General features: G+C 37.2%; 17 protein-coding genes. 14 read left to right on the plus strand and 3 right to left on the minus strand.

Annotated elements, in window-relative coordinates:
* Positions 1-20: 20 nt before the first annotated feature.
* Positions 21-626, minus strand: coding sequence for a sortase (locus G7061_RS00785; RefSeq protein ID WP_166118036.1), 606 nt, complete (start codon positions 624-626; stop codon positions 21-23).
* Between the two features lie 74 nt (positions 627-700).
* Here G7061_RS00785 and dnaX point away from each other — a divergent pair, with 74 nt between their 5' ends.
* From dnaX to G7061_RS00800, 3 genes are read left to right on the plus strand one after another with little or no spacing between them, the layout of a single operon-like run.
* Positions 701-2,572 (plus strand): DNA polymerase III subunit gamma/tau, encoded by a 1,872-nt coding sequence (gene dnaX, locus G7061_RS00790; RefSeq protein WP_166118038.1) that lies wholly within the window; start codon positions 701-703, stop codon positions 2,570-2,572.
* 8 nt (positions 2,573-2,580) lie between these two features.
* Positions 2,581-3,171, plus strand: a complete 591-nt coding sequence (recR, locus tag G7061_RS00795; protein ID WP_159634821.1) for a recombination mediator RecR — start codon at positions 2,581-2,583, stop codon at positions 3,169-3,171.
* Positions 3,172-3,185: 14 nt separating this feature from the next.
* Positions 3,186-4,052: a hypothetical protein gene (locus tag G7061_RS00800; protein ID WP_159639927.1), complete on the plus strand. Its 867-nt coding sequence runs from the start codon at positions 3,186-3,188 to the stop codon at positions 4,050-4,052.
* Here G7061_RS00800 and G7061_RS00805 read toward each other — a convergent pair.
* Positions 4,018-4,560, minus strand: coding sequence for a CYTH domain-containing protein (locus G7061_RS00805; RefSeq protein ID WP_159639925.1), 543 nt, complete (start codon positions 4,558-4,560; stop codon positions 4,018-4,020). The two genes, G7061_RS00800 and G7061_RS00805, sit on opposite strands and share 35 nt — an antisense overlap.
* A 42-nt stretch (positions 4,561-4,602) precedes the next feature.
* Between G7061_RS00805 and G7061_RS00810 the strand changes: the two genes are divergently transcribed.
* Entirely contained in the window at positions 4,603-5,385 is a 783-nt protein-coding gene (locus tag G7061_RS00810) for an NAD kinase (RefSeq protein WP_166118040.1), read from the plus strand.
* 26 nt (positions 5,386-5,411) lie between these two features.
* On the opposite strand, the gene G7061_RS00815 is transcribed toward G7061_RS00810, so the two are convergent.
* Positions 5,412-6,617, minus strand: coding sequence for an FtsW/RodA/SpoVE family cell cycle protein (locus G7061_RS00815; RefSeq protein WP_159634809.1), 1,206 nt, complete (start codon positions 6,615-6,617; stop codon positions 5,412-5,414).
* Positions 6,618-6,684: 67 nt separating this feature from the next.
* Between G7061_RS00815 and G7061_RS00820 the strand changes: the two genes are divergently transcribed.
* From G7061_RS00820 to G7061_RS00865, 10 genes are all read left to right on the plus strand, one after another.
* On the plus strand, positions 6,685-8,238 hold the full coding sequence (locus G7061_RS00820) for a PTS glucose transporter subunit IIBC (RefSeq protein ID WP_159634806.1): 1,554 nt from the start codon (positions 6,685-6,687) through the stop codon (positions 8,236-8,238).
* Positions 8,228-10,741: a DNA mismatch repair protein MutS gene (mutS, locus tag G7061_RS00825; protein ID WP_166118042.1), complete on the plus strand. Its 2,514-nt coding sequence runs from the start codon at positions 8,228-8,230 to the stop codon at positions 10,739-10,741. Before G7061_RS00820 ends, mutS begins: the two co-directional genes overlap by 11 nt.
* Complete coding sequence (mutL, locus tag G7061_RS00830) at positions 10,734-12,593, plus strand: DNA mismatch repair endonuclease MutL (protein WP_166118044.1); 1,860 nt, start codon at positions 10,734-10,736, stop codon at positions 12,591-12,593. The genes mutS and mutL overlap by 8 nt, the downstream gene beginning before the upstream one ends.
* Positions 12,590-13,507 carry a tRNA (adenosine(37)-N6)-dimethylallyltransferase MiaA gene (miaA, locus tag G7061_RS00835; RefSeq protein WP_166118046.1) on the plus strand — a complete coding sequence of 306 codons (918 nt, stop codon included), beginning with the start codon at positions 12,590-12,592 and terminating at the stop codon, positions 13,505-13,507. Before mutL ends, miaA begins: the two co-directional genes overlap by 4 nt.
* Positions 13,508-13,627: 120 nt before the next feature.
* Positions 13,628-15,916: an ATP-binding cassette domain-containing protein gene (locus tag G7061_RS00840; protein WP_166118048.1), complete on the plus strand. Its 2,289-nt coding sequence runs from the start codon at positions 13,628-13,630 to the stop codon at positions 15,914-15,916.
* A gap of 348 nt (positions 15,917-16,264) precedes the next feature.
* On the plus strand, positions 16,265-17,455 hold the full coding sequence (locus tag G7061_RS00845; protein WP_166118050.1) for a family 20 glycosylhydrolase: 1,191 nt from the start codon (positions 16,265-16,267) through the stop codon (positions 17,453-17,455).
* A gap of 133 nt (positions 17,456-17,588) precedes the next feature.
* On the plus strand, positions 17,589-18,521 hold the full coding sequence (locus tag G7061_RS00850; RefSeq protein WP_159634790.1) for a sugar ABC transporter permease: 933 nt from the start codon (positions 17,589-17,591) through the stop codon (positions 18,519-18,521).
* A 9-nt stretch (positions 18,522-18,530) separates the two neighbouring features.
* Positions 18,531-19,451, plus strand: a complete 921-nt coding sequence (locus tag G7061_RS00855; protein ID WP_159634787.1) for a carbohydrate ABC transporter permease — start codon at positions 18,531-18,533, stop codon at positions 19,449-19,451.
* 54 nt (positions 19,452-19,505) lie between these two features.
* A complete protein-coding gene (locus tag G7061_RS00860; RefSeq protein ID WP_159634784.1) occupies positions 19,506-20,960 on the plus strand; it encodes an ABC transporter substrate-binding protein in 1,455 nt (484 codons plus the stop codon).
* A gap of 100 nt (positions 20,961-21,060) precedes the next feature.
* Positions 21,061-21,663 (plus strand): YesL family protein, encoded by a 603-nt coding sequence (locus tag G7061_RS00865; protein ID WP_159639909.1) that lies wholly within the window; start codon positions 21,061-21,063, stop codon positions 21,661-21,663.
* The last annotated feature ends 2 nt before the right edge of the window (positions 21,664-21,665 follow it).

Here is a 21,665-nt window from a genome sequence, read left to right on the forward strand (position 1 = left end):
GTTTTTTTTATAGCATAAACTTATGTGTTCGGTACTTCACTGATTTGTGTTGCCTTGACGATAGTTCGCCATGGATCAACAGTCGTTTGTTCTGTACATGTAATTAAAGTAAGTGTTCTAGCATCTGGAGTATCATTCAAGACCGACACATCCGTATGATGAACGGTAGAAATATCTTCAATACGATAAGTATAAGTATTCTTTTTATCGTTAAGTATTACTTCATCACCAATTTCAAGTTTATCAAAATCTCTAAAGACACAGCTTGCACAGTTTCCATTGTGGCCCGCAATAGCGAAGTTTCCGTTACCTGTAGGTTCAGGAGAACTTTCATATGCAACTACATAGCGAGAAAGATAGTCCCAATCATTAGTTTTAGCAATCAAATGATTAACACCTAGTTTTTCAATAACTATATAGCCCCATACATTGGCATCAACAGTCTCAGCTGGAAGTTCTGAGTTTTCAGATAATAAAGGAGCATTCATAAAATTTTGTAGTTCCTGTTCCTGTGATCTACGATCGAAGTATTTGTTACCGACATCGTAAACAATGATTGAGAGCCCCAGCACAGTCATTAGTATCCCAATGATACCAAGAACATTTACTTTTTTCTTCTTTTCCATACCTTAATTATATGGAATCAAATAAGTAATTACAACCAATAGACCGTATGATATAATGAATAATAGGTGATAACATGGCATATCAGTCATTATATAGAAAATACAGACCTTCTACGATGGACGAAGTAGTCGGCCAACAACATATTGTTGAAGTCCTTACAAATTCAGTGAAAAAAGATAAGATATCGCATGCATATCTTTTAACAGGTCCCCGAGGTACCGGAAAAACCTCAACAGCAAAATTGTTTGCACGTGCAGTAAACTGTACAAGTGAAACCGAACTGATCTGTGGTCAGTGTGATAACTGTGTTGCAGTACAAAATAATACACATCCTGACTTAATTGAAATTGATGCAGCAAGTAATAACGGTGTAGATGAAATTCGAAGTTTAATCGAACGTGTTAAATACACACCGATTTTAGGTAAATATAAAGTATATATTATTGATGAGGTCCATATGTTGACGCAAGGTGCATTTAATGCCCTATTAAAGACATTAGAAGAACCACCAAGTCATGTCGTCTTTATTCTTGCGACTACAGAAATTCATAAAGTGCTTCCAACCATCATTTCAAGGTGCCAAAGATTCGATTTTACAAGAATTCCTGAATTGGCAATTGCAGAGCGTTTAGACAGTATTTTAGAGCAAGAACATGAAAGTGCAGAACCTGGTGCAACGGAATTGATTGCGTCATTATCGGGTGGTGGATTGCGAAATGCACTAACTATTTTAGAGCAAGCAATTGTGCTATCTGATGGTCCGATTACAAAGCAACAAATCTATGCATCAAATGGTGTACTATCAGTTGATGGAAAAATGGAAATGTTTAGAAATATTGCAGCAAGTGATATGCAGCAACTTATTGATAATATTCAAGGTATGAAAATGCAATCAGTCAGCTATGATCGCTTAGTGATGGATATTACAAAAAACCTTAAAGATAGTCTGATTTATACGTATACTAAAATGAATACAATAACTGAAGATACGTTAGTCCACTATTTATCAGAATCATTTACAACAGATGTCCGTCTTAAAATGATTGATATCTTGTTAGAGTATGCAGAAAAGATGCGTTTCTCACAACAACCTGAAATGTACTTTGAGATTGCTATGTTAGACATATTTAATCATTTTTCGAATAAATCAGATAGAGTGCAAGGGCAGCAAACTCAAAAAGATACGCAGTTTGTTACAAATAAACAAGAGACTGTAGTTGAAACTCCAAAAGACTTAAAACCGATAGTGGAATCCGTAAATACGAAAGTTGCTACAGACTTAGATCCAGTAGTACTCACAAAAGATGTAAATAAACAACCAGAAGTTGTTATATCAAATCCGGAAGACGCAATACAGTTTGAGTTTGATGATACTGAACATGAAATAATCGAAGATGTCGTAGATGATTCAGCAAATTCATCAAATATTGCTCCTGTACATACAGAAAATAGTATTGGCCTAAAGAATATTGATACTGATATGGTTATAAGATTTATGGTAACTGCTGATAAGTCACTGAGATTAGCGGATGAAGAGCAATTTACGCAAATTCAGAGGTATCGAAATATACCACAATGGGCGCGATCAGCGAGATTACTATCTGGCGGTAAAGTAGTGTTAAGTAGTCCATTCTTTGTTGTTGTAGCGATGCAGTCTGAAATTGAAGTTCGTGAAATTGGTGAAGCACGGAATCGTCACGAACTCAATAAATTTAGCGAAGTGATTTTCAATAAAGATAAAACAATCTTAGCAATCTCAGTAAATATGTATCAAGAAGCGGTCGCAAAATTTATTGAACTTAATAAAGCAGGAACATTACCAAGTCCTGTTCTACCTGAAGAACTTACAGTAACAGAAGATAATGCGGAAGATGCCCGAATTGTTGATGAGTCACTTGATAGTGTCTTAAATCTATTTGGTGATTCCGTAGAAATTATTGAATAGGAGTTATAATGTATCCGAAAACACTGCAACAACTCATAGAATCATTTAAGATGCTACCTGGAGTTGGTCAAAAAACAGCAGAACGTTATGCACTTACAATGTTGGAATCAAACATTGAAGATCTCAACGAATTTGCTAGCAATCTGATGAATATAAAATTAAACATTAAAACATGCAAAGTATGCCATAATCTTACAGAAACAGAAATTTGTGACATATGTGCAGATAACACTCGCGATCAAAATACAATTTGTGTTGTTTCAAGTGCTAAAGAAGTTTTCTCAATCGAAAAAACACAAGAGTATCATGGTGTCTATCATGTGCTTGATGGCCTGATCTCAACGAAAAAGGGCATAATGCCTGATCAATTGAATATTGAAAGTTTGGAAAAACGTCTATCTCTAGAATCAAAAGAAGTGATTCTAGCATTGAATGCGACAGTTGAAGGTGAAATGACTTCATTATATCTTGCTAAAAGGCTTGAGGATAAAGTTGATGTTACACGTTTGGCTTTTGGACTTCCAATTGGAGGGCATCTCGATTACGCCGATGATATGACATTAATCAAGGCTTTTGAAGGACGTAATAAAATTAAGTAAAGGAGGATAACATAATGAGCTCAATCGCATATATTTCGGACGAAAGAATGATAGAATTTCATAGAAGTAATGGTCATCGTTCTATCAATTTTTGGCGTCTTAGTACGAAGCGATTTGAACGCTTTGATGTGGGCTCATTGTTGTTCTTTATAGACAAGCGTTATATTCACCCCGTAACAAAGGAAAAGGGAATTATTGGATATGGGCGTGCTCGTAGTGTACGAACGATGAGTATCAAGCGGACATGGGACGAGTATCAACACATGAATGGATACAAAGATTATCCTTCGTTTCATGAGTCCATTATGAATGCAACTAAAGATGGGGAAGCGCCCAAGCAAATTCAATCAATCGAATTAGACCATGTCGTATTTTTCAAAGGACCAGTCTTTCTAAGTGAAGTTGACTTCGTCTTACCAAGTAGACTTGAATCGTTCTTGTATCTTGTAGATGGTGGCAGGGATGTTGCGATTGACCTCTTAAAGAAGGCAGAAACAATTGGTATCGATCAATGGTTTGCAGCAATAAATGCTCGCGTAGAGATGAATTTAATTTATGAAGATATCCACGAACAGACAATCCGAAATGCAATTTCTGATATAGCCGTGACATGGACACAATTACAAGAAAATTTGACCTACAATATTGAAAATACATCGCGAATTGGTCCTATCGCATATCATTATACGGAGCGTTTAACTAAAATCTATTTGCCAAGCTCATCAATAAAAAATCACTTTTATGAACTTCTTGGTATTATAACGTGGTTAAAAAAAGAACTCGAAGTTTATCAACTTGAGTTCGTCATTGTATCGAAAACTTCGATGCGTGATTTTGAAGATCAATTTAAGCGCCTGAAGTTAACGCCCTTATATATTTAGGTTTTGCTTCACGGTATTCAACATCTAACTCATTGAGCATATCTACATAGTGTGGATATGCTTTTTCGTTTGCTTCATGTAGCTCATATTCCAACTCGAAGTCGTTGTGATTCTCGAATGAGGATGCATCGAGGCACCAAGATCCGTACGCATCATCATACGTATAGCGTTGAGTATCACTATATGCAATGCAATCCAATTGGCTAACGTCCAAGTTTAACTGATTAAAAAAATTAATAACGGAAGGGTGGTCTAAAGTCTTTGTTTCTAAGAGCACCTCATGTTCCATGACCCCATCCTCTTGAGGAATTTTAACTGTAAACTCGAAGCGATTGTCGACTGTGCGAATACGGCACATGATGCCCATACTATACAGTTGACGATCGGGTGTATCGTAGTAATCATTGCGTTGGTTGACACCAGAATCGAAAGGCAATTTCGACTTAATTTTGTCAAATAAAGGTTCATCCAACATTGTTTTGTATTCAATCTCTAGGTTATGTTTCATATTACTATGTTACAATATGTCTAAAGGAAAAGGAAGTAACTTATGAAACGATTTATAACAATTCATCGTGGTGATAATGCATCAGAAAGTATTTGCCAATTGGTAACACGCAAATTAACTGAAGGTGGGATGGTTCGTGATGAGCATCAACCAGAATTAGTGATTTGTGTCGGTGGTGACGGTACTTTGTTGAAAGCCTTTCACGAGTATATTGATAAAGTTGAAGACGTCTCGTTTGTGGGTATTCATACGGGAACTTTAGGGTTTTCAACTGATTATACACAGGATCAAATTGATGATTTCATTTCGGATGTATTAACAAAACAACCAATCATTGATGAGAAGAGAATCTTAGAAGTCACTTTAAAAAATACTACGAAAGTGTCCCATTACTACGCACTTAATGAAGTTCGCGTGGAAAACATTGTAAAGACGCAAACGATGGATATTCATATTGATGATTCATATTTTGAAACCTTTAGAGGAAATGGCGTATGTATCTCAGGACAATACGGATCGACTGCATATAACCGTTCTATTGGCGGAGCTGTAATTTATCCGGGACTTGATTTATTACAGATGACGGAAATATCTGGAATTCATCATCGCCATGCCCGAAGCTTAGGATCACCTTTGGTAATGAATCCACATACAACAATTAGACTTACAAGTGACTCGTTTGATCATGCATTGCTTTGCTATGATCATCTACATGTTCATTTAGATTCAATTCATGATATTACGATTCGAAATAGTGACCACGTAATGCGTTTTGCTCGTTTCAAAGAGATACCTCATATTACTCGCTTAAATGCACTATTCTAAAAAAAAACAGGATATAATCCTGTTTTTTAGTGTCTATGTCTATTTTGTGTTTCACTGTACATATGAAATGCAACGGCAAGCGGAATCATATAAGAAAGCAATGATGATCCCCCATACGAAATAAAGGGTAAAGTAATTCCGGTAATCGGAAGCACTGCCATGATCATCCCAATATTTTCTAGATGCTGGAAGAAAATCATCCCAATGATTCCCATCATCATATAACGTTCTTTTGGTAAATCACTGTTTTTAGTAATGGAGACAAGTTTAATATCAAATAAGAATGATAGTGCAATAGTTATTGAACCACCGATGAAGCCAAAGTTTTGAGAGATAACTGCAAAGATGAAGTCTGTTTGTGCTTCAGGATAGTGGGCAATCATCGTTCCGAGAGGATGTCCATTAATACCAGCAGTTCCGTAAGAAATCATTGATTGGAAAAGTTGATACCCATGGCCCATAGCGTATTTTTCATAGTCAAGCCAACCATAGAAACGATCCAAGCGATATGACGTCGAACCACCACCAAGCAAAGTATTCAAGATATCTGGGTAGTTATAGTAGAGGAAGACAATTCCTAATAATGCGCCAATACTTAATGTTGCAATGATAATGAACCATTCGCGTCGTACACCAGAAAGAATAAACATAGTTGCTAAACTAAATAGAATAACAATTGGAACTCCCGTATCTGGTTGTAAGAAAATTAGGATAAAAGGTGGGAGTGCAAATTTAGCAATTTTGAAAAATAGTTGAAAATCACTTTGAAATGTATACCCTTCTTTATCGGTATTATGTTGATGAATGACGTTTGCAGCTTTGATAACTAAGACAATTTTCATGAACTCACTAGGTTGGAAAGAACCAATTCCAGGGATCATATACCAAGCCCGTGTTCCGTTAATGGGTGCAACGATACTGCTGTTGATATTTGCAAAACGTGCAATTACAAGACCAGCTAGAAGAACCATTAAGATCCAATAAGCTATATCTATCGCAGTAAACAGTCGGTCTATTCCGATTTTAATTAGAAATGCGATAACTGCGAATCCAATCGCAAACCACATTAATTGTTTCTTAACTAAAGAAATTGCATCTGCTTGACCATTATCTAAAAGTGGTGCGGATAGATAGATGGCCACAACACTTATCGTTGCGAATGCAATCATAATTCCGAACAAAACTTTGTCTAAGGTAAAGTAGCGCTTACTTTCATTGATGAATTTGTTCATTGTCGCTCCTTTTGTGAATAGATAGAATAGTGTATAATATATAAAGATAAATCAAGAGGTGTTCCACATGAATCGTCTTCAAACTTATTACGAACAATTACAATTACCTTTAAAATCATTATTCTTTGGATCGTTGCTAGTCGCAATTGGTACGATTATACCCAATCCATATGTGAATAGTGTTTTAAAATTGGACAGTCCAATACTCCTTACAATATCACGTGTGTTATTGATGAGTGGTGGTATTATTTTAGCATATTTCCCACTATATGTTTTTATCAAGTTACTCTCTCATGAGAAAAACGAACCGAACATAGTAGTCACAGGAATTATATCATATCTAGCATTTTTAGTATCTATGCTACTCTTGTCACCAACGACATCACCTACAGCTACTTACATTAGCGCATTAGTGATCAAATTAGGTGATAAACAGTACATGTTATACCGTACAGGGATATTTGGTTTAATTGCAATCTATCTCTTTGTTAAAAATATATACCGTAAAACTTCAGAAAAACGTCACATAAGTAATGTCTCATTTGCGGATCGTGAAACAGTTAAGATGGTTTTCGCAATCGTTGGATCATCTGTAATCGGTATGCTCTTTGCATTTGGATGGCCATATTTTATGGAAATGATGTACAGCATCATGGAATTTATTTCGCAAGATGTGAATAATCCAATGAGTCTATTTGCCTATGGGGCGCTAGAGCGTCTCATGGCACTAGCTAACCTTGATGTTATATTACACCAAGAATTCTGGCTCAATACCTTAGGTGGAACCTGGATGAACCTTGCAGGTCAATCATTCGTTGGTGATGTCAACATCTGGGCCGGACAGTTAAAAGAAACGGTGAATGTCTTTGGTGCTGGTCGTTTTACAAGTGCATATTATGTGATGAATATCTTTGCAGTACCAGCTTACTTAATTGCTATCTCAACGACCATTTCAAACAAACGTGCACGTAACCGTAATATTGGATTATTAATTGCTGCGATTCTTGTATCGATGGTTGGTGGTACATTGTTACCAATAGAAATTCTAATGTTACTTACAAGCCCAACACTATACTTCTTCCACCTGTTTGCAACAAGTTTTATTTATGCAATTCTGAGTGGATTCTCGGTGGCACTGGGATTCTCTTTCTTTGGAAATTTACTCTCAGCAACACCTGGAAATATTATCGATTTGATGGGTATTTCTTATAATACTGTATTAGTAAGTAAAGTCTTTATCTTATTGCTTGTAGGAATCATTGTCTTCTTAGTTTACTTCTCATTCACACGCTTGTACTTCAATAAACTAGCATTGGATGTTCTAAGTATTACGAATAAGCAACAACGTATTGAGGACTTCACAGAAGGCCTTGGTGGTGTTTCAAATATTGAAACAGTATCAAGTACTTTAACGCGAATTCATGTAGAACTAAGGGAACGCGAAGACTTAAATATTGCTGCGCTTCACCGTCAGGGTGTTACTCGAATTGTTGAGACTCGCCAAGGCTTTGTCTTATCCATTGGTTCACCAGCATATATGATTCAAAAAGCTATTAATAAAAATATTAAAACATACAGAGCAATACACGAAGTAGAGGAAGTTGAAGAGAATGAAGGATAATTCAAAACTGACACCTATGCTCCAACAGTATATGGAAATAAAACAAAACACCAATGATGCGTTGGTGTTTTATCGATTAGGTGATTTTTACGAACTCTTTTTTGAAGATGCCGTAGTTGCATCAAAAGTTTTAGATCTTGTGCTAACAGCACGATCAGCAGGTGGTAATGAGAAAGCACCCATGGCGGGTGTACCCCATCATGCCGCAGCATCTTATATTCAAAAACTTGTGAATGCGGGTTATAAAGTAGCGATTGTTGAGCAAGTTGAAGATCCCAAATCGGTTAAGGGGATTGTGAAACGTGAGGTTGTTGAAATTGTAACTCCGGGTACATATCTCGAAGTTGAAGATCATGAAACGCGTGAGATTGCAGCCATTCATACAGATCTCGTTTATGCGAGTATTGTGAGCTGCGACATCGTTTCGGGTACAGTTCGTGCCATAAGAGTTATGAATGATTTCGTAGATATCATTAAAGTACTCCAACAATTTCAAGTTAAAGAAATCGTAGTTAGCGAAGACTTTGACCCCAATATTTTAAAAGAAGTTAAAGCCAAAACAGATATTTATGTATCATATCAAGAAACAATTGATGAGACCATGAACCATGACGATAAAGCGATTGGAATGGCCTTAGCACGTTTGAGTGCCTATCTTAAGTATACACATAAGCGGTCATTGCAACATTTATCAGATGTTGTCGTTTTGAATGATCAAGCATACCTTCGTATGGATTATGCAACAATGACAAACCTTGAACTGATAGATCATCAAAACGGCAAAGAATTGTCCTTGTTTCACTACCTCAACAAAACCCGCACGAATATGGGAGCACGAGCTTTAAAACAAGAATTAATGCAACCGATGGTGAGTAAGTCAGACATCTACAAACGTCATGCACAAATTGAAACACTAATTCAAGATTATCTATTAAATGATAAATTAGTAGCAAGTTTAAAAGAAGTCTATGATATTCATCGTGTCGTTGCCCGGATGGCGACAGGAAAACATAATGCCCAAGACCTAGTTCGTTTGAAGAAAACATTGGGAGTCTTTCGCACAATTCAAAGAGATATTGAAGGTTTTGATGAGTTCCAATTCATCAGTGAATTAGATCCCTTAGAAGCAGTTTTTGAGGTGCTTGATAATACTATTTTAGATGATGCTCCGGTTCAATTAAAAGAAGGGCGTACATTTAAAACGGGGATTCATGAGACCTTAGATGAACTCCTTGAAATTTCAAAAAATGGCAAGCAATGGCTTGTTGCGTATGAAGCCAAACAACGGGAAAAAACAGGAATTAAAAATTTAAAAGTGGGATACAATCGTGCGTTTGGATACTTTATCGAAGTGTCCAAAGGACAAGTCGATAATGTTCGTGATGATTTCGGTTATATCCGAAAACAAACACTAACAAATGCAGAACGCTATATTAGTGAAGAACTTCAAGAATATGAAGTGAAGATAAGCCAAGCAAGTGACCAAATTCTGCAGATAGAGACCGAACTCTTTGTGAAGTACTCTGAGTATGTTTCGGAACATGCGAAATCCATCCATGCGATTGGAGATGGTCTTGCGACATTGGATGTACTTGTTGCTTTAGCAGAAATTTCGGCGCTTCCTGGTTTTACGAAACCTGAAGTTGTAGAGGGACGTTACCTCGATATTCAAGAAGGAAAGCATCCCGTATTACAAGCAACGCTTAAAGACCAACAGTACATAGCAAGTGATACACTAATGGATGAATCGATTTATACATTGATTTTAACTGGACCGAATATGGGTGGTAAGAGTACCTATATGCGAATGGTCGCATTAAATGTTGTGCTCGCACAAATGGGATGTTTTGTACCGTGCGACCGTATGGTGTGGAGTCTTGTTGATCAAATCTTTACACGCATGGGTGCTAGTGACGATATTCTCATGGGTCAATCTACGTTTATGGTCGAAATGATTGAAGCTCAAGCAGCTTTATCTAATGCGACTGAACAGTCATTAATTTTGTTTGATGAAATTGGTCGTGGAACCTCAACCTATGACGGGATGGCATTAGCCCAAGCAATTATTGAATATATTAATAACTCGGTTAAAGCACGGACGATTTTCTCAACACATTATCACGAACTGGTTGCACTCGAAGAAATGTATGATGGCATTAAAAATATTCATGTTGAAGTTCATGAAGAAAATGATCATGTAACATTCCTATATCGTGTTTTAGATGGGCGAGCAGATAAATCATATGGGATAAACGTTGCCCGTCTTGCACATTTACCGCAAAGTATTATTGATCGTGCAAAGCAAAATCTTGAAGTTCTCGAACTTTCTAAAAACTCAGTTAATATTGATAGTAAAGTAATTCAAGTAGAAGTAGAACCGCAAGGTTATGGATTTGTGAAGCAACGTCTTCAAGGGATCGATATTAATCAACTGACACCGATTGAAGCGTTAATGCTTGTTTCTGAACTCAAAAAAGTTTTAGAAGGTGATTCACATGAGTAAAATTCACGTATTAGATACACATTTAACAAATATGATTGCTGCTGGTGAAGTTGTTGAACGTCCTGGTGGCATTGTAAAAGAACTTGTTGAAAATGCGATTGATGCTAAGGCTACAACGATTGATATTAAAATCATTGAAGGTGGAATGCAATTAGTTGAAGTATCTGATAATGGTGAGGGTATGAGTGCCGATGATTTGTCACGTGCCTTTGAACGTCATTCAACAAGTAAAATATCAGATACAGATGATTTAAACGCAATTCTGACATTTGGATTTCGTGGGGAGGCATTGCCGTCGATATCGTCAGTTAGCCAAGTTGAAGCGACAACGAATAATGGCGATACGGGACATCGCATTTTTATTGATAATGGAAAAAAACGTGATGTCGTTCGTTTTGCACGAAATAAAGGAACAACAATTCACGTTCGAAATCTCTTCTTGAAAACTCCTGCGCGTCTTAAATACATTAAAAACATTCATTATGAAAACTCAATCATACAAGATACGGTGCAAAAATTTGCACTTGGGCGCCCAGATATCGCATTTTCCCTTACCCTTGATGACCGCATGGTGTTTAGAAGTTATGGAACTGGTGATGTCATGGATGTATTCCACCGAATTTATGGGGGAACCATTACAGAAGATTCACGCCGTTTTGAAGCATCAAATTATGATTTCAAAATCGAAGGTGTTGCTGCTTTACCACAGCACAATCGCTCGAATCGATATGCAATTTGGTTATATATCAATGATCGAATGATTCGTTACCCGAAAGCGCAAAAAGCAGTCGTCGATAGTTTCAGACGTCATATGCCAACCGATCGTTATCCAATCGTTGTAATGAAGATAACAGTAGATCCGCAACTCGTTGATGTTAACGTTCATCCAAGTAAATGGGAGATACGTTTGTCGAAAGAGGAACAACTCGTATCCTTAATTCAAAATCATTTAGAGGCTTTATTGTCAGAAGGTATGCGTCCACAAAAAATCACGATAAAACCGAGTTTGCCAGAACAAACGGATATGCGTGAAGCACTACAAAATGCGATTATTGATACTCAAAAGGAAATATTTATTGAAGAAAGTGTTGGTAAAAATACGGTTTTACCAAACACACGCAATGATGAATCGGAAGAAGTATCAGAACCAATAAACATTACAGATATGCCAGTTATTGATACGCCGGTATTTATTCACGATTATCGTGTTGAAGAAAAAGAGACTGCTTTTATACCTCAAACTCCATATCCGTCAGAACCAAAGCCCATCGAAGTTTTGATTGAGCCATTGACAGTTCTATCACAGTTAAGTGGTAAATATATCTTGGCACAAGGGGATGCGGGATTATATATAATTGATCAACATGCAGCAATGGAGCGTGTTCGTTATGAATACTATCAAGATAAACTTTTAAATAAAGACGTACCGATGCAAGACTTTTTGATTCCTATGGTAATTGAAGGGCGTCAAAAACTTATCACTCAGATTAATGCTATCAATGAAGTCTTTAGACCATTTCAAATGCAACTCGAAATTTTTGGAGATGATGCATTTATCCTTCGAGCGGTTCCAGTTTGGATTGATGAAGCAGAGGTCCATGAATTTGTGAATGAAGTATTGGATATGTTTGAAACAGATAAAGTTGTACGTGAGGAAGATATGCGTCGTAATGTCATCGCGACATTGGCGTGTCATTCTTCTGTGCGCTTTAATGAGTTTATGTCAATGGATGCGATGGAAACGTTGGTTGAGCAATTGCGACATACACAACAACCGTTCCATTGTCCTCATGGACGTCCGACATTTATAACAGTCGAACACAATCAACTCATTAAGGAATTTAAACGATGAAAAAAATAGTAGTTATTGCAGGTGTAACTGCATCTGGGAAAACAAAAATGGGTGTTGCGTTAGCCCATCGTTTTAACGGTGAAATTATAAGTGCCGATTCGGTTGCGGTTTATCGCGAATTGAATATAGGTTCTGCGAAGCCGTCAGTAGAAGAACGTGAGGGTATCATCCATCATTTAATTGATGTTACTTCAATTGTGGAACCGTATCATGTTGCTCAGTTTCAAAAAGATGCGCGCGCAGCGATTGCAGCGATTCATGCAAAGGGAAAACTACCAATCATTGTAGGTGGTACGGGACTATACATTAATGCTTTAGTAAATGATTATCGTTTCGAAACGGAAGTAACGACTACGATGGAAACGTTTGATGATTTTGATGATTACACACTGCATCAAATGCTTCAGGACCGTGATTCGGAGGCCGCGCAAACAATCCATCCCAACAATCGTAAGCGTGTTGTACGCACGTTAAATATGCTTCAAGATGGTAAGACAAAGACAGGCATTCACGAAAACCAAAAAGACGTTGCATTGTTTGATGCGTGCATTTTTTTCTTGCAAACAGATCGCGATGTACTTTATGAGCGAATTAATAAACGCGTTGATATGATGATTGACCAAGGTCTTGAGACAGAGGTCGCGGACTTGCTCAGCCATCATCAAAAACTCTTCGAACTGCAGGCTTTACAGGCGATTGGTTACCGTGAATTTGAACCTTTTTTTAACCATGAGATTAGTGCGGAAGAGCGCGATGAACTCATAAAACGTAACACACGTCGTTTTGCTAAAAGACAGATTACGTGGTTCAAACACCAAACTCCGAGTCAATGGATTGATATTCAATCAGAGAATGCTTTCGAAAAAGTATCGCAAAGGGTTGCACAATTCATACAAGGACCTACGGAATCGTAGGTCTTTTAATTTCCCAGGAAATAGTACGTGTGAAGTATCTTTCATTAATCGATGCGTAAAACTATTGAAAGCACAATGTCACTGTGTTAATATATTGATACAGTGGAAGGAAGTTAGTTTATGCTTAAACTGAAGAATATTACAAAGAATTATGGACAAGTTCAAGCACTCAAAGATGTTAGCCTTACATTTAGAGATACTGAATTTGTATCTATCCTGGGACAATCAGGAAGCGGAAAAACAACATTATTAAATATTGTAGGTGGGTTGGATCGTTATACATACGGTGATCTAATTATCGATGGGCAGTCCACAGAAACCTATACAGATAAACAATGGGATGCGTACCGAAATAGCTCTGTCGGCTTCGTCTTCCAATCCTATAATTTAATCCCCCACTTGACAGTACTACAGAATGTCGAGCTATCTATGAAGTTATCGGGCATTGGAAAACAGGAAGCGCACAAGCGCGCGGAAGAAGCACTGATTAAAGTTGGTTTACATGACCAAATCAACAAAAAACCGAATCAAATGTCAGGTGGACAAATGCAACGTGTTGCGATTGCACGGGCATTGGTGAATGATCCAGATATTATCTTAGCGGATGAACCAACTGGAGCACTTGATAGTAAAACAAGTGTGGTGGTCATGGACCTTCTCAAAGAAATATCAAAAGAAAAGTTAGTTATTATGGTAACGCACAATGCGGAACTTGCGCATACCTATAGTTCACGAATCGTTGAATTTCTCGATGGAGAAATGGTTTCTGATAGCAATCCTGTAAGTAATGATATTGAAGAAGAAAGCAATCATAAACAAGTTATGACAGCAATGCCTTATCGTACAGCATTAACATTGAGCGGACGAAATCTATGGGCTAAAAAGGGTCGTACCATTCTAACAAGCATTGCTGGAAGTATCGGAATCATTGGAATTGCCTTGGTATTAGCACTTTCAACGGGATTGTCGAATACGATTAAAACGATGCAAGAAGAAACACTGGCATCATCGCCAATCACAATCGAACAAACGGCGATGGATTATGGCATGGCGATGAATCCAAACATTTCGAACCCTGGTGAATCGTATCCAGATTCTACATCAATCAATGTCTATGACCCAATGGAAGGTTACGAAGCGAAGAAGAATGTCATCACTGCAGACTACATTGAGTATGTACGAAAACTTGATCCAAACCTCTATATTTCCATTCAAGAGTCAACAGGTGTTTCCATGAATTGGATTACACAAAAAGGATCAAACTATGAATTAGTTCAAACGGGCCAAGATGGTGTTGGGGAACTTCTAAACAACGATGATTTTAATAATCGCCAATACGATGTGATTGCTGGGAAGATGCCTACCAATCAAAATGAAATTGTAGTTGTCGTCGATGAATACAACCGAATCCCTAAACAATCGCAACGTATTTTAGGGCTTGAAGGGGAATCGTTTGATGCAACTTCCATTGTTGGTAAAGAATACAAACTTATTGAACATAATGATTTCTATCAAGAAACGGCTATGGGCATTTTCCCACCGGCAAATACATCACAATACGAAACACTCTTTAACAGTGATACTGCAACAACACTAACAGTATCAGGAGTTTTACGTAAGAGTGAAGCATCGTCAGTTTCAATGTATAATCCAGGACTTTACTACACTGAGGCACTTTCTAAAGATTTCGCAACACGTGCACGTCAATCGAATGTTGTGGCAAAACAATTAGAGGTTAAAGATCTTTACTCGGTTGTGTCTGGACAACCCATTGCGAATGCAAATCCATTCATGGACTCAGAACAAGTTTACAATGAAGTTCTAGCATCATTGGGTGGTTCAGATGTAGCAACGAAACTCGCAATTATTCCCAAAGATTTTGAAACGAAGTCACAAATTCGCGATTATCTTGATGCATACAATCAAGGTCGCGAAAAACCTGATCAAATTACGTATACAGATATGTCAGAAATTATGACAAATATTATGGATACAATGGTTAATACGATTTCTTACGTATTAATTGGTTTCTCATCAATTTCATTAGTTGTATCATCATTCATGATCGGTATTATTACTTATGTATCGGTTATCGAACGGACAAAAGAAATTGGCGTCCTCCGTAGTTTAGGAGCTCGTAAGAAAGATATCTCACGTGTCTTTAATGCGGAAACATTCCTCATTGGACTTGTATCCGGTACGTTCGGAATCGTAGTAACATACTTACTCCAGTTCCCAATTAATGCAGTCGTTTATGACTTAACGGGAGCACAAAATATCGCCAACCTAAGTATTAACCACGCATTAATTCTGATTGCAATAAGTATTACATTGACCTTTATTGCAGGATTCATTCCTTCAAAAATGGCAGCTAAAAAAGATCCAGTTGTCGCACTTCGTAGCGAATAATTGTGATTGTGATAAAACCTTGAGTTTCATAGCAAATTCAAGGTTTTTTAATGACTTAGATATCAAGCATTAACGTTGAATAACAGTTGATCTAAAACGGTGTCCGACAAGGATAAGTATACACAGATTTGAAAGTATACTTTAAGGTAACCTGATAAGTGCGATCACCAGAAATAAGGATTTAGAGTCGAAATAAATTGCTAAAATAGAAACCCTCAAGCTTCAACAGAGCTAGAGGGTTTTTTGTGTGCATTCAAAAAGAGAACACTAATTCGTATCGAAATTCCTATAATCTATGACTGTTAGATATCGCCATAAAAACCTAAACTAAAAGAAAAGGAGTCAAGTATGTTAGAAGACAAAATAAAAATACTATATCCTCATTATCGGGAAGTACTCGATGTTGCCATCGACCCGACAGTAACAGGATATATCATTAATGGTAACACGATACGCGGATCATCTGACGTGATGGCTTTTTATGGCGCACTGGATCGTATTCAAGGCGTTGAAGCAATTCACCAAAAACCGTGGATTCAAGAACGTGGCGTTCATATTGATCTGGGACGTAAATATTTCTCGAAAACGTGGTTTTTTGATTTGATTGAAGTCATGGCCAAACAAAAACTGAATACCTTGCAAATTCATATATCAGAAAATGAAGGTTTTCGTCTTGCGTTGGATGGTTATGAATCATTATGTTCACCAGAGCATTTAACCACATTTGAGATGCGAGATATCATTCGCTATGCTAATTTCTTTTATATTAAAGTAATTCCGTCCTTTGATACACCTGGACATTTAAAATACATCCTTAAAGATTATCCACAGTACCAATTAAAGGGAAACGAGACAGCTTTAGATATTACGAATCCTAAAGCACGTCGATTCATCAAGGGGATGTTAGGGAGTGTTATGGAGTGTTTCTATACATCCCAAATTATTCATATCGGTGGTGATGAGTTTATTCCATTTGAAAATTATGGGGATTATCCGCAGCTTGAAGCCTATGCAAAAGCTCACATTAGTCCTGATGCGACGGGTGTTGATACCTATATTGATTACATCAACGATATTGCAAACTACGTCTACGAATATAAAAAAGAAGTTCGTGTTTGGAATGATGGTTTGTATCGAACGAATCAGAAACCCATTGTTAAGCTGGATAAACATGTTCAAGTCACATATTGGACGAGTTGGAATCAATACATGGCACCGGTAGAAACGTTTATCAAACATAAGCATAAAGTACTTAATTTTATGGACCAATATCTCTATTTTGTATTGGGTGAAAAAGCAGGATATACGTATCCAACGGTAGATAAAATACAGGCTTCTTTTGAGCCACATGTATTTCCATTACGCCATGAACTTGCTTCTGAGCAGCGTGATCAAGTCATGCTAGACACGTCAGAGCAATACTTAGGAAGCTTCTTTGCGGTCTGGTGTGATGACCCTAATGCACTGTCGCAGACAGCTGTATTAGCCATGATTACACCATTAATTGAAGCGTTTGGAGGTAAATTATGGAGCGACTAAATATATGTATTCTACGTGTAAAATCTATAGTTTGTGCTTTTTTACATATATTTTGTCCCTATATTAAACAAAATGTAAGCGGTACAATTAGGGTGTCACAAGGCAAACTGTATAACAACTGGGGTGATAGATGATGAAACAGTTTATAAAAGACATGCGCAAGAATTGGGTCTTGCTACTAATGGCATTACCTGGTGCGCTTTGGATGATTTTCTTCTTCTACATTCCGGTATTCGGAAACGTAGTCGCATTCAAAGACTTCCGATTCTCCAGCGATGGTGGATTCTTACGAAGTCTTTACGAAAGTGAATGGGTAGGACTTAAGAACTTTGAGTTCCTATTTAGTTCCGATAATGCATGGATCATAACCCGTAATACCGTACTCTACAACCTGGGATTCATAGTGATTGGTACAGCCTGTGCTGTTGCCCTCGCTATAGTCATGAGTATGTTACGGAATAAACGCCGCGTGAAAACGTACCAAACGGCAATGATGTTCCCATATTTTATCTCATGGATCATAATTTCATCCTTCGTATATTCCTTCCTTAGCCCTGACAAGGGTATTGTAAACCGCGTGATGGTAAATATGGGATCGTCGCCAATTAATTGGTATACAGATCCAACCTACTGGCCGTTTATTATTATCTTTATTGGGATTTGGAAGAACCTTGGTTATCAAAGTGTTATCTACTTTGCATCAATCATGGGAATTGATCCAACATATTATGAAGCAGCTAAAATTGACGGTGCTAACCGTTGGCAACAAATTCGACATGTTACAATTCCACAAATTGTCCCATTAATTAGTATCTTGATGATTCTCGCAGTTGGTAATATCATGCGAGCAGACTTCGGTCTCTTCTATAACGTACCTCGAAATTCAGGACCATTAACACCAGTAACACAAGTTCTCGATACATTCGTCTATAAAGGATTAGCTGCATCGGGTGACTTAGGAATGTCGTCCGCGGCGGGACTTTATCAATCTGTCGTCGGTTTGGTGATCTTGGTAGGAGCGAACGCAATTGTTCGAAAACTCGACCCTGATTCAAGCTTATTCTAGGAGGACATTATGGATAAAAAAACTAAGAAACGAATTGCAAGTGTAGAAGTTCGAAGTTTTGGTAGAAAAACAGACCTATTCTTCTCAATCTTCCTTGGAATCATTGCATTATCGTGTTTATTCCCGTTCTTCTTTATTATCGCAGTATCCTTTACCAGTGAGTCAGCATTAGCGATTCAAGGGTATCGATTGATACCTGGAGAATTTAGTTTAGATGGATATAAATACTTGTACGAATTCAAAGGACAACTTCTATCGTCATTAGGTGTTACCGTATTTATTACTGTAGTAGGTACAATTATCAATACAACATTTACCTCTACATATGCATACGCAATTTCAAGACAAAACTTTAAATATCGAAAATTCTTTACGAAATTTGCATTACTTACGATGTTATTCTCGGCAGGGATGATTCCAAACTACTTGGTTGTTACCAAGATGCTGGGACTTCGTAACTCGATTTGGGCCTTAATTTTGCCAATGGCACTGAGCCCATTCAACATTATGGTTATGCGTACTTTCTTTAAAAAGACAGTACCAGATGCCATTATTGAATCAGCCCGTATTGACGGTGCAAGTGAACTTCGAATCTTTGTACAGATTGTTGTGCCACTTGCAGTTCCAGGAATTGCGACAATCAGCTTATTTGCCGCATTAGGATTCTGGAATGACTGGTTTAACGCACTCTTGTATATCACTTCTGATAACTTATACCCACTTCAATATCTGTTGATGCAGATCCAATCAAACTTGGATTACATCGCGAAGAATGTTGGAAACGCGGGAATCAGTGCTGGGATGTCAATCCCACGTGAAGCTACACGAATGGCAATGGTCGTAATTTCGACATTACCAATTGCACTTACATATCCGTTCTTCCAAAAATACTTCGTCTCAGGATTGACTATCGGTGGCGTTAAGGAATAAGAGGATATAAAATATTGCCTATTTATGAAGTTTTAGAGGAAGAGGAGGACTATCATGAAAAAAGGCGCATTAAAATTTGCAGTAGTAGCATTAGCATTCTTGTTAGTGTTGACAGGCTGTGGTTCAAAGAAAGGTGCTGAAGGAACAGGTTCAGGAGAAACTGTAACTTTACAAGTTTACCAAATTGGGGACGCACCAAAAAACATTAAAGAGTTAACAGACAAAATTAACACAATTTCAGAGAAAGAAATCGGCGTTAAAGTTAACTTCACATATATTGGTTGGGGAGACTATGACCAAAAAATGTCTGTAATGGTTACAGCAGGTGATGAATTTGATATCGCATTTGCTCAAAACTATACAGTTAATGCTCAAAAAGGAGCATATGCTGACTTAACAGATCTTGCAAAAACACATGCAAAAGAATTCTTTGATTCAGTAGACCCAATTTACTACGACGGTAACGTTGTTAACGGAAAACTATACGGTTTCCCAGTAAACGGTAACGTATTTGCGGCTCAAATGTTATCATTCAACGGAGAGCTTTTAGACAAATATAACTTAGATATCTCAAATGTTAAAACATATGCAGATGCTGAGCCAATGTTACAAACAATTAAAGACAACGAACAACAAACTGTACCATTCGCAATTGGTAAAACATTCAAAGCTAACTTAGGTAACTTTGACTACATCTTAGGTGATGCACTACCATTCGCAGTAAACATCGATGGTGATCAAACACAAATTATCAACCCATTCGAAACAGAAGTTGGTATGCAACGTCTTCGTGAATTACACGATCTATACAACAAAGGATTAATTCCTACTGATGCAGCAACAAACGATACATCATACGACTTGAACAACAACACATGGTTCATGCGTCAAGAAACTCAAGGTGCTGCTGACTACGGTGATAACTTATTAACACAAGTTGCTGGTAAGAAAATCGTATCACGTCCATTAAACAATAACTTAAAATCAACAGCTCAAGCTCAAATGGCTAACTTCGTTGTTGCTCAAAACTCAAAAAATAAAGAAGCAGCAGTTAAATGGTTAAACCTCTTGAACACAAATGCTGAAATGATGAATACATTAGTATACGGTATTGAAGGCGAATCATGGGAAAAAGTAGGGGATAAACACCTCAAATTCTTAGATGGATATAAAGAAGGTTTCCACATGGCAGCATGGAATACAGGAAACTCAGAATTATTACTTCAACCAGAAAATGTAACAACAGAAATGATTGAAAAACGTGAAGCAGATACTAAAGCAGCTACAGTTTCACCAATCTTAGGATTCAACTTTGTTACAGATTCAGTTAAGACAGAAATCAGTAACGTTACAAACGTTGTTGATGAATACTATGCAGTATTACACACAGGTACAGTTAACCCTGATGAAGTCGTTCCAACATTCATTGCTAAATTAAAAGAAGCAGGATACGAAACGATTCAAAAAGAAATGCAAAAACAATTTGACGAATTTAGCAAAAAAGCTTAATGATCAAATGAAGGAGGGGGCATTGACCCTCTCCTTTTTCTTCGTAAAGCGCTATCATCAAAAATAGTATATAATTATAGAAGTAAGGAAGATGATGATTATGGGAACCTATGTAAGTGATTTTTTTGACCGAATATATGTATTGATCAAATTATCGTTAATGTTTTGGATTATGACGATGATGGGTGGAGTCGTTCTAGGCATTGGTCCTGCGTTCTCAAGTGTTATTCAGTTGTACACCGATCATGAATGGACGCATCGTGATATGCGTTGGAAGCAGATTGGTACACTCTTTGTAAGTAATTTTAAAAGAGGAAATATGATATTCTATACATATTTTTTGATTATCGCAGTTTTGGCATACAATATGTACCTTGCAGTACAAATTAGAGGTATCGCAATTTTATTCGTTCAATTCTTGATTGCTGCCGCATTTGTACTAACAGTCTGTGCATATTTATATGCGGTCTTAATTGATAATAATTTTGAAATTTCATATAAAAACTTATTGAAGCTAAGTGCAATCGCAGTCATGGGGAACTTCTTTAGTGTCTTAAAATTATTGCTAGCAATGATTGTGGTAGGGTTTATTACGTCGAAATATATGGGTCTTTTACCATTCTTAACAATCGGTATGATTACAGTATTAGTGTCCCGAATTGGGAAGCCAATGATTGTAACCATTGATGAGCACATCGGATAGTT

The sequence above is a fragment of the Erysipelothrix sp. HDW6B genome, assembly GCF_011301115.1.
Taxonomy (GTDB): domain Bacteria; phylum Bacillota_I; class Bacilli_A; order Erysipelotrichales; family Erysipelotrichaceae; genus Erysipelothrix; species Erysipelothrix anatis.

Excerpts from the sequence above, each read along its gene's own strand:
- G7061_RS00800 (WP_159639927.1), top strand. The coding sequence starts at position 3,186 with ATGAGCTCAATCGCATATATTTCGGACGAAAGAATGATAGAATTTCAT.
- mutL (WP_166118044.1), top strand. The coding sequence starts at position 10,734 with ATGAGTAAAATTCACGTATTAGATACACATTTAACAAATATGATTGCT.
- G7061_RS00820 (WP_159634806.1), top strand. The coding sequence starts at position 6,685 with ATGAATCGTCTTCAAACTTATTACGAACAATTACAATTACCTTTAAAA.
- G7061_RS00860 (WP_159634784.1), top strand. The coding sequence starts at position 19,506 with ATGAAAAAAGGCGCATTAAAATTTGCAGTAGTAGCATTAGCATTCTTG.
- G7061_RS00865 (WP_159639909.1), top strand. The coding sequence starts at position 21,061 with ATGGGAACCTATGTAAGTGATTTTTTTGACCGAATATATGTATTGATC.
- recR (WP_159634821.1), top strand. The coding sequence starts at position 2,581 with ATGTATCCGAAAACACTGCAACAACTCATAGAATCATTTAAGATGCTA.
- G7061_RS00855 (WP_159634787.1), top strand. The coding sequence starts at position 18,531 with ATGGATAAAAAAACTAAGAAACGAATTGCAAGTGTAGAAGTTCGAAGT.
- mutS (WP_166118042.1), top strand. The coding sequence starts at position 8,228 with ATGAAGGATAATTCAAAACTGACACCTATGCTCCAACAGTATATGGAA.
- G7061_RS00805 (WP_159639925.1), bottom strand. The coding sequence starts at position 4,560 with ATGAAACATAACCTAGAGATTGAATACAAAACAATGTTGGATGAACCT.
- miaA (WP_166118046.1), top strand. The coding sequence starts at position 12,590 with ATGAAAAAAATAGTAGTTATTGCAGGTGTAACTGCATCTGGGAAAACA.
- G7061_RS00815 (WP_159634809.1), bottom strand. The coding sequence starts at position 6,617 with ATGAACAAATTCATCAATGAAAGTAAGCGCTACTTTACCTTAGACAAA.
- G7061_RS00845 (WP_166118050.1), top strand. The coding sequence starts at position 16,265 with ATGTTAGAAGACAAAATAAAAATACTATATCCTCATTATCGGGAAGTA.
- G7061_RS00810 (WP_166118040.1), top strand. The coding sequence starts at position 4,603 with ATGAAACGATTTATAACAATTCATCGTGGTGATAATGCATCAGAAAGT.
- G7061_RS00850 (WP_159634790.1), top strand. The coding sequence starts at position 17,589 with ATGAAACAGTTTATAAAAGACATGCGCAAGAATTGGGTCTTGCTACTA.
- dnaX (WP_166118038.1), top strand. The coding sequence starts at position 701 with ATGGCATATCAGTCATTATATAGAAAATACAGACCTTCTACGATGGAC.
- G7061_RS00785 (WP_166118036.1), bottom strand. The coding sequence starts at position 626 with ATGGAAAAGAAGAAAAAAGTAAATGTTCTTGGTATCATTGGGATACTA.
- G7061_RS00840 (WP_166118048.1), top strand. The coding sequence starts at position 13,628 with ATGCTTAAACTGAAGAATATTACAAAGAATTATGGACAAGTTCAAGCA.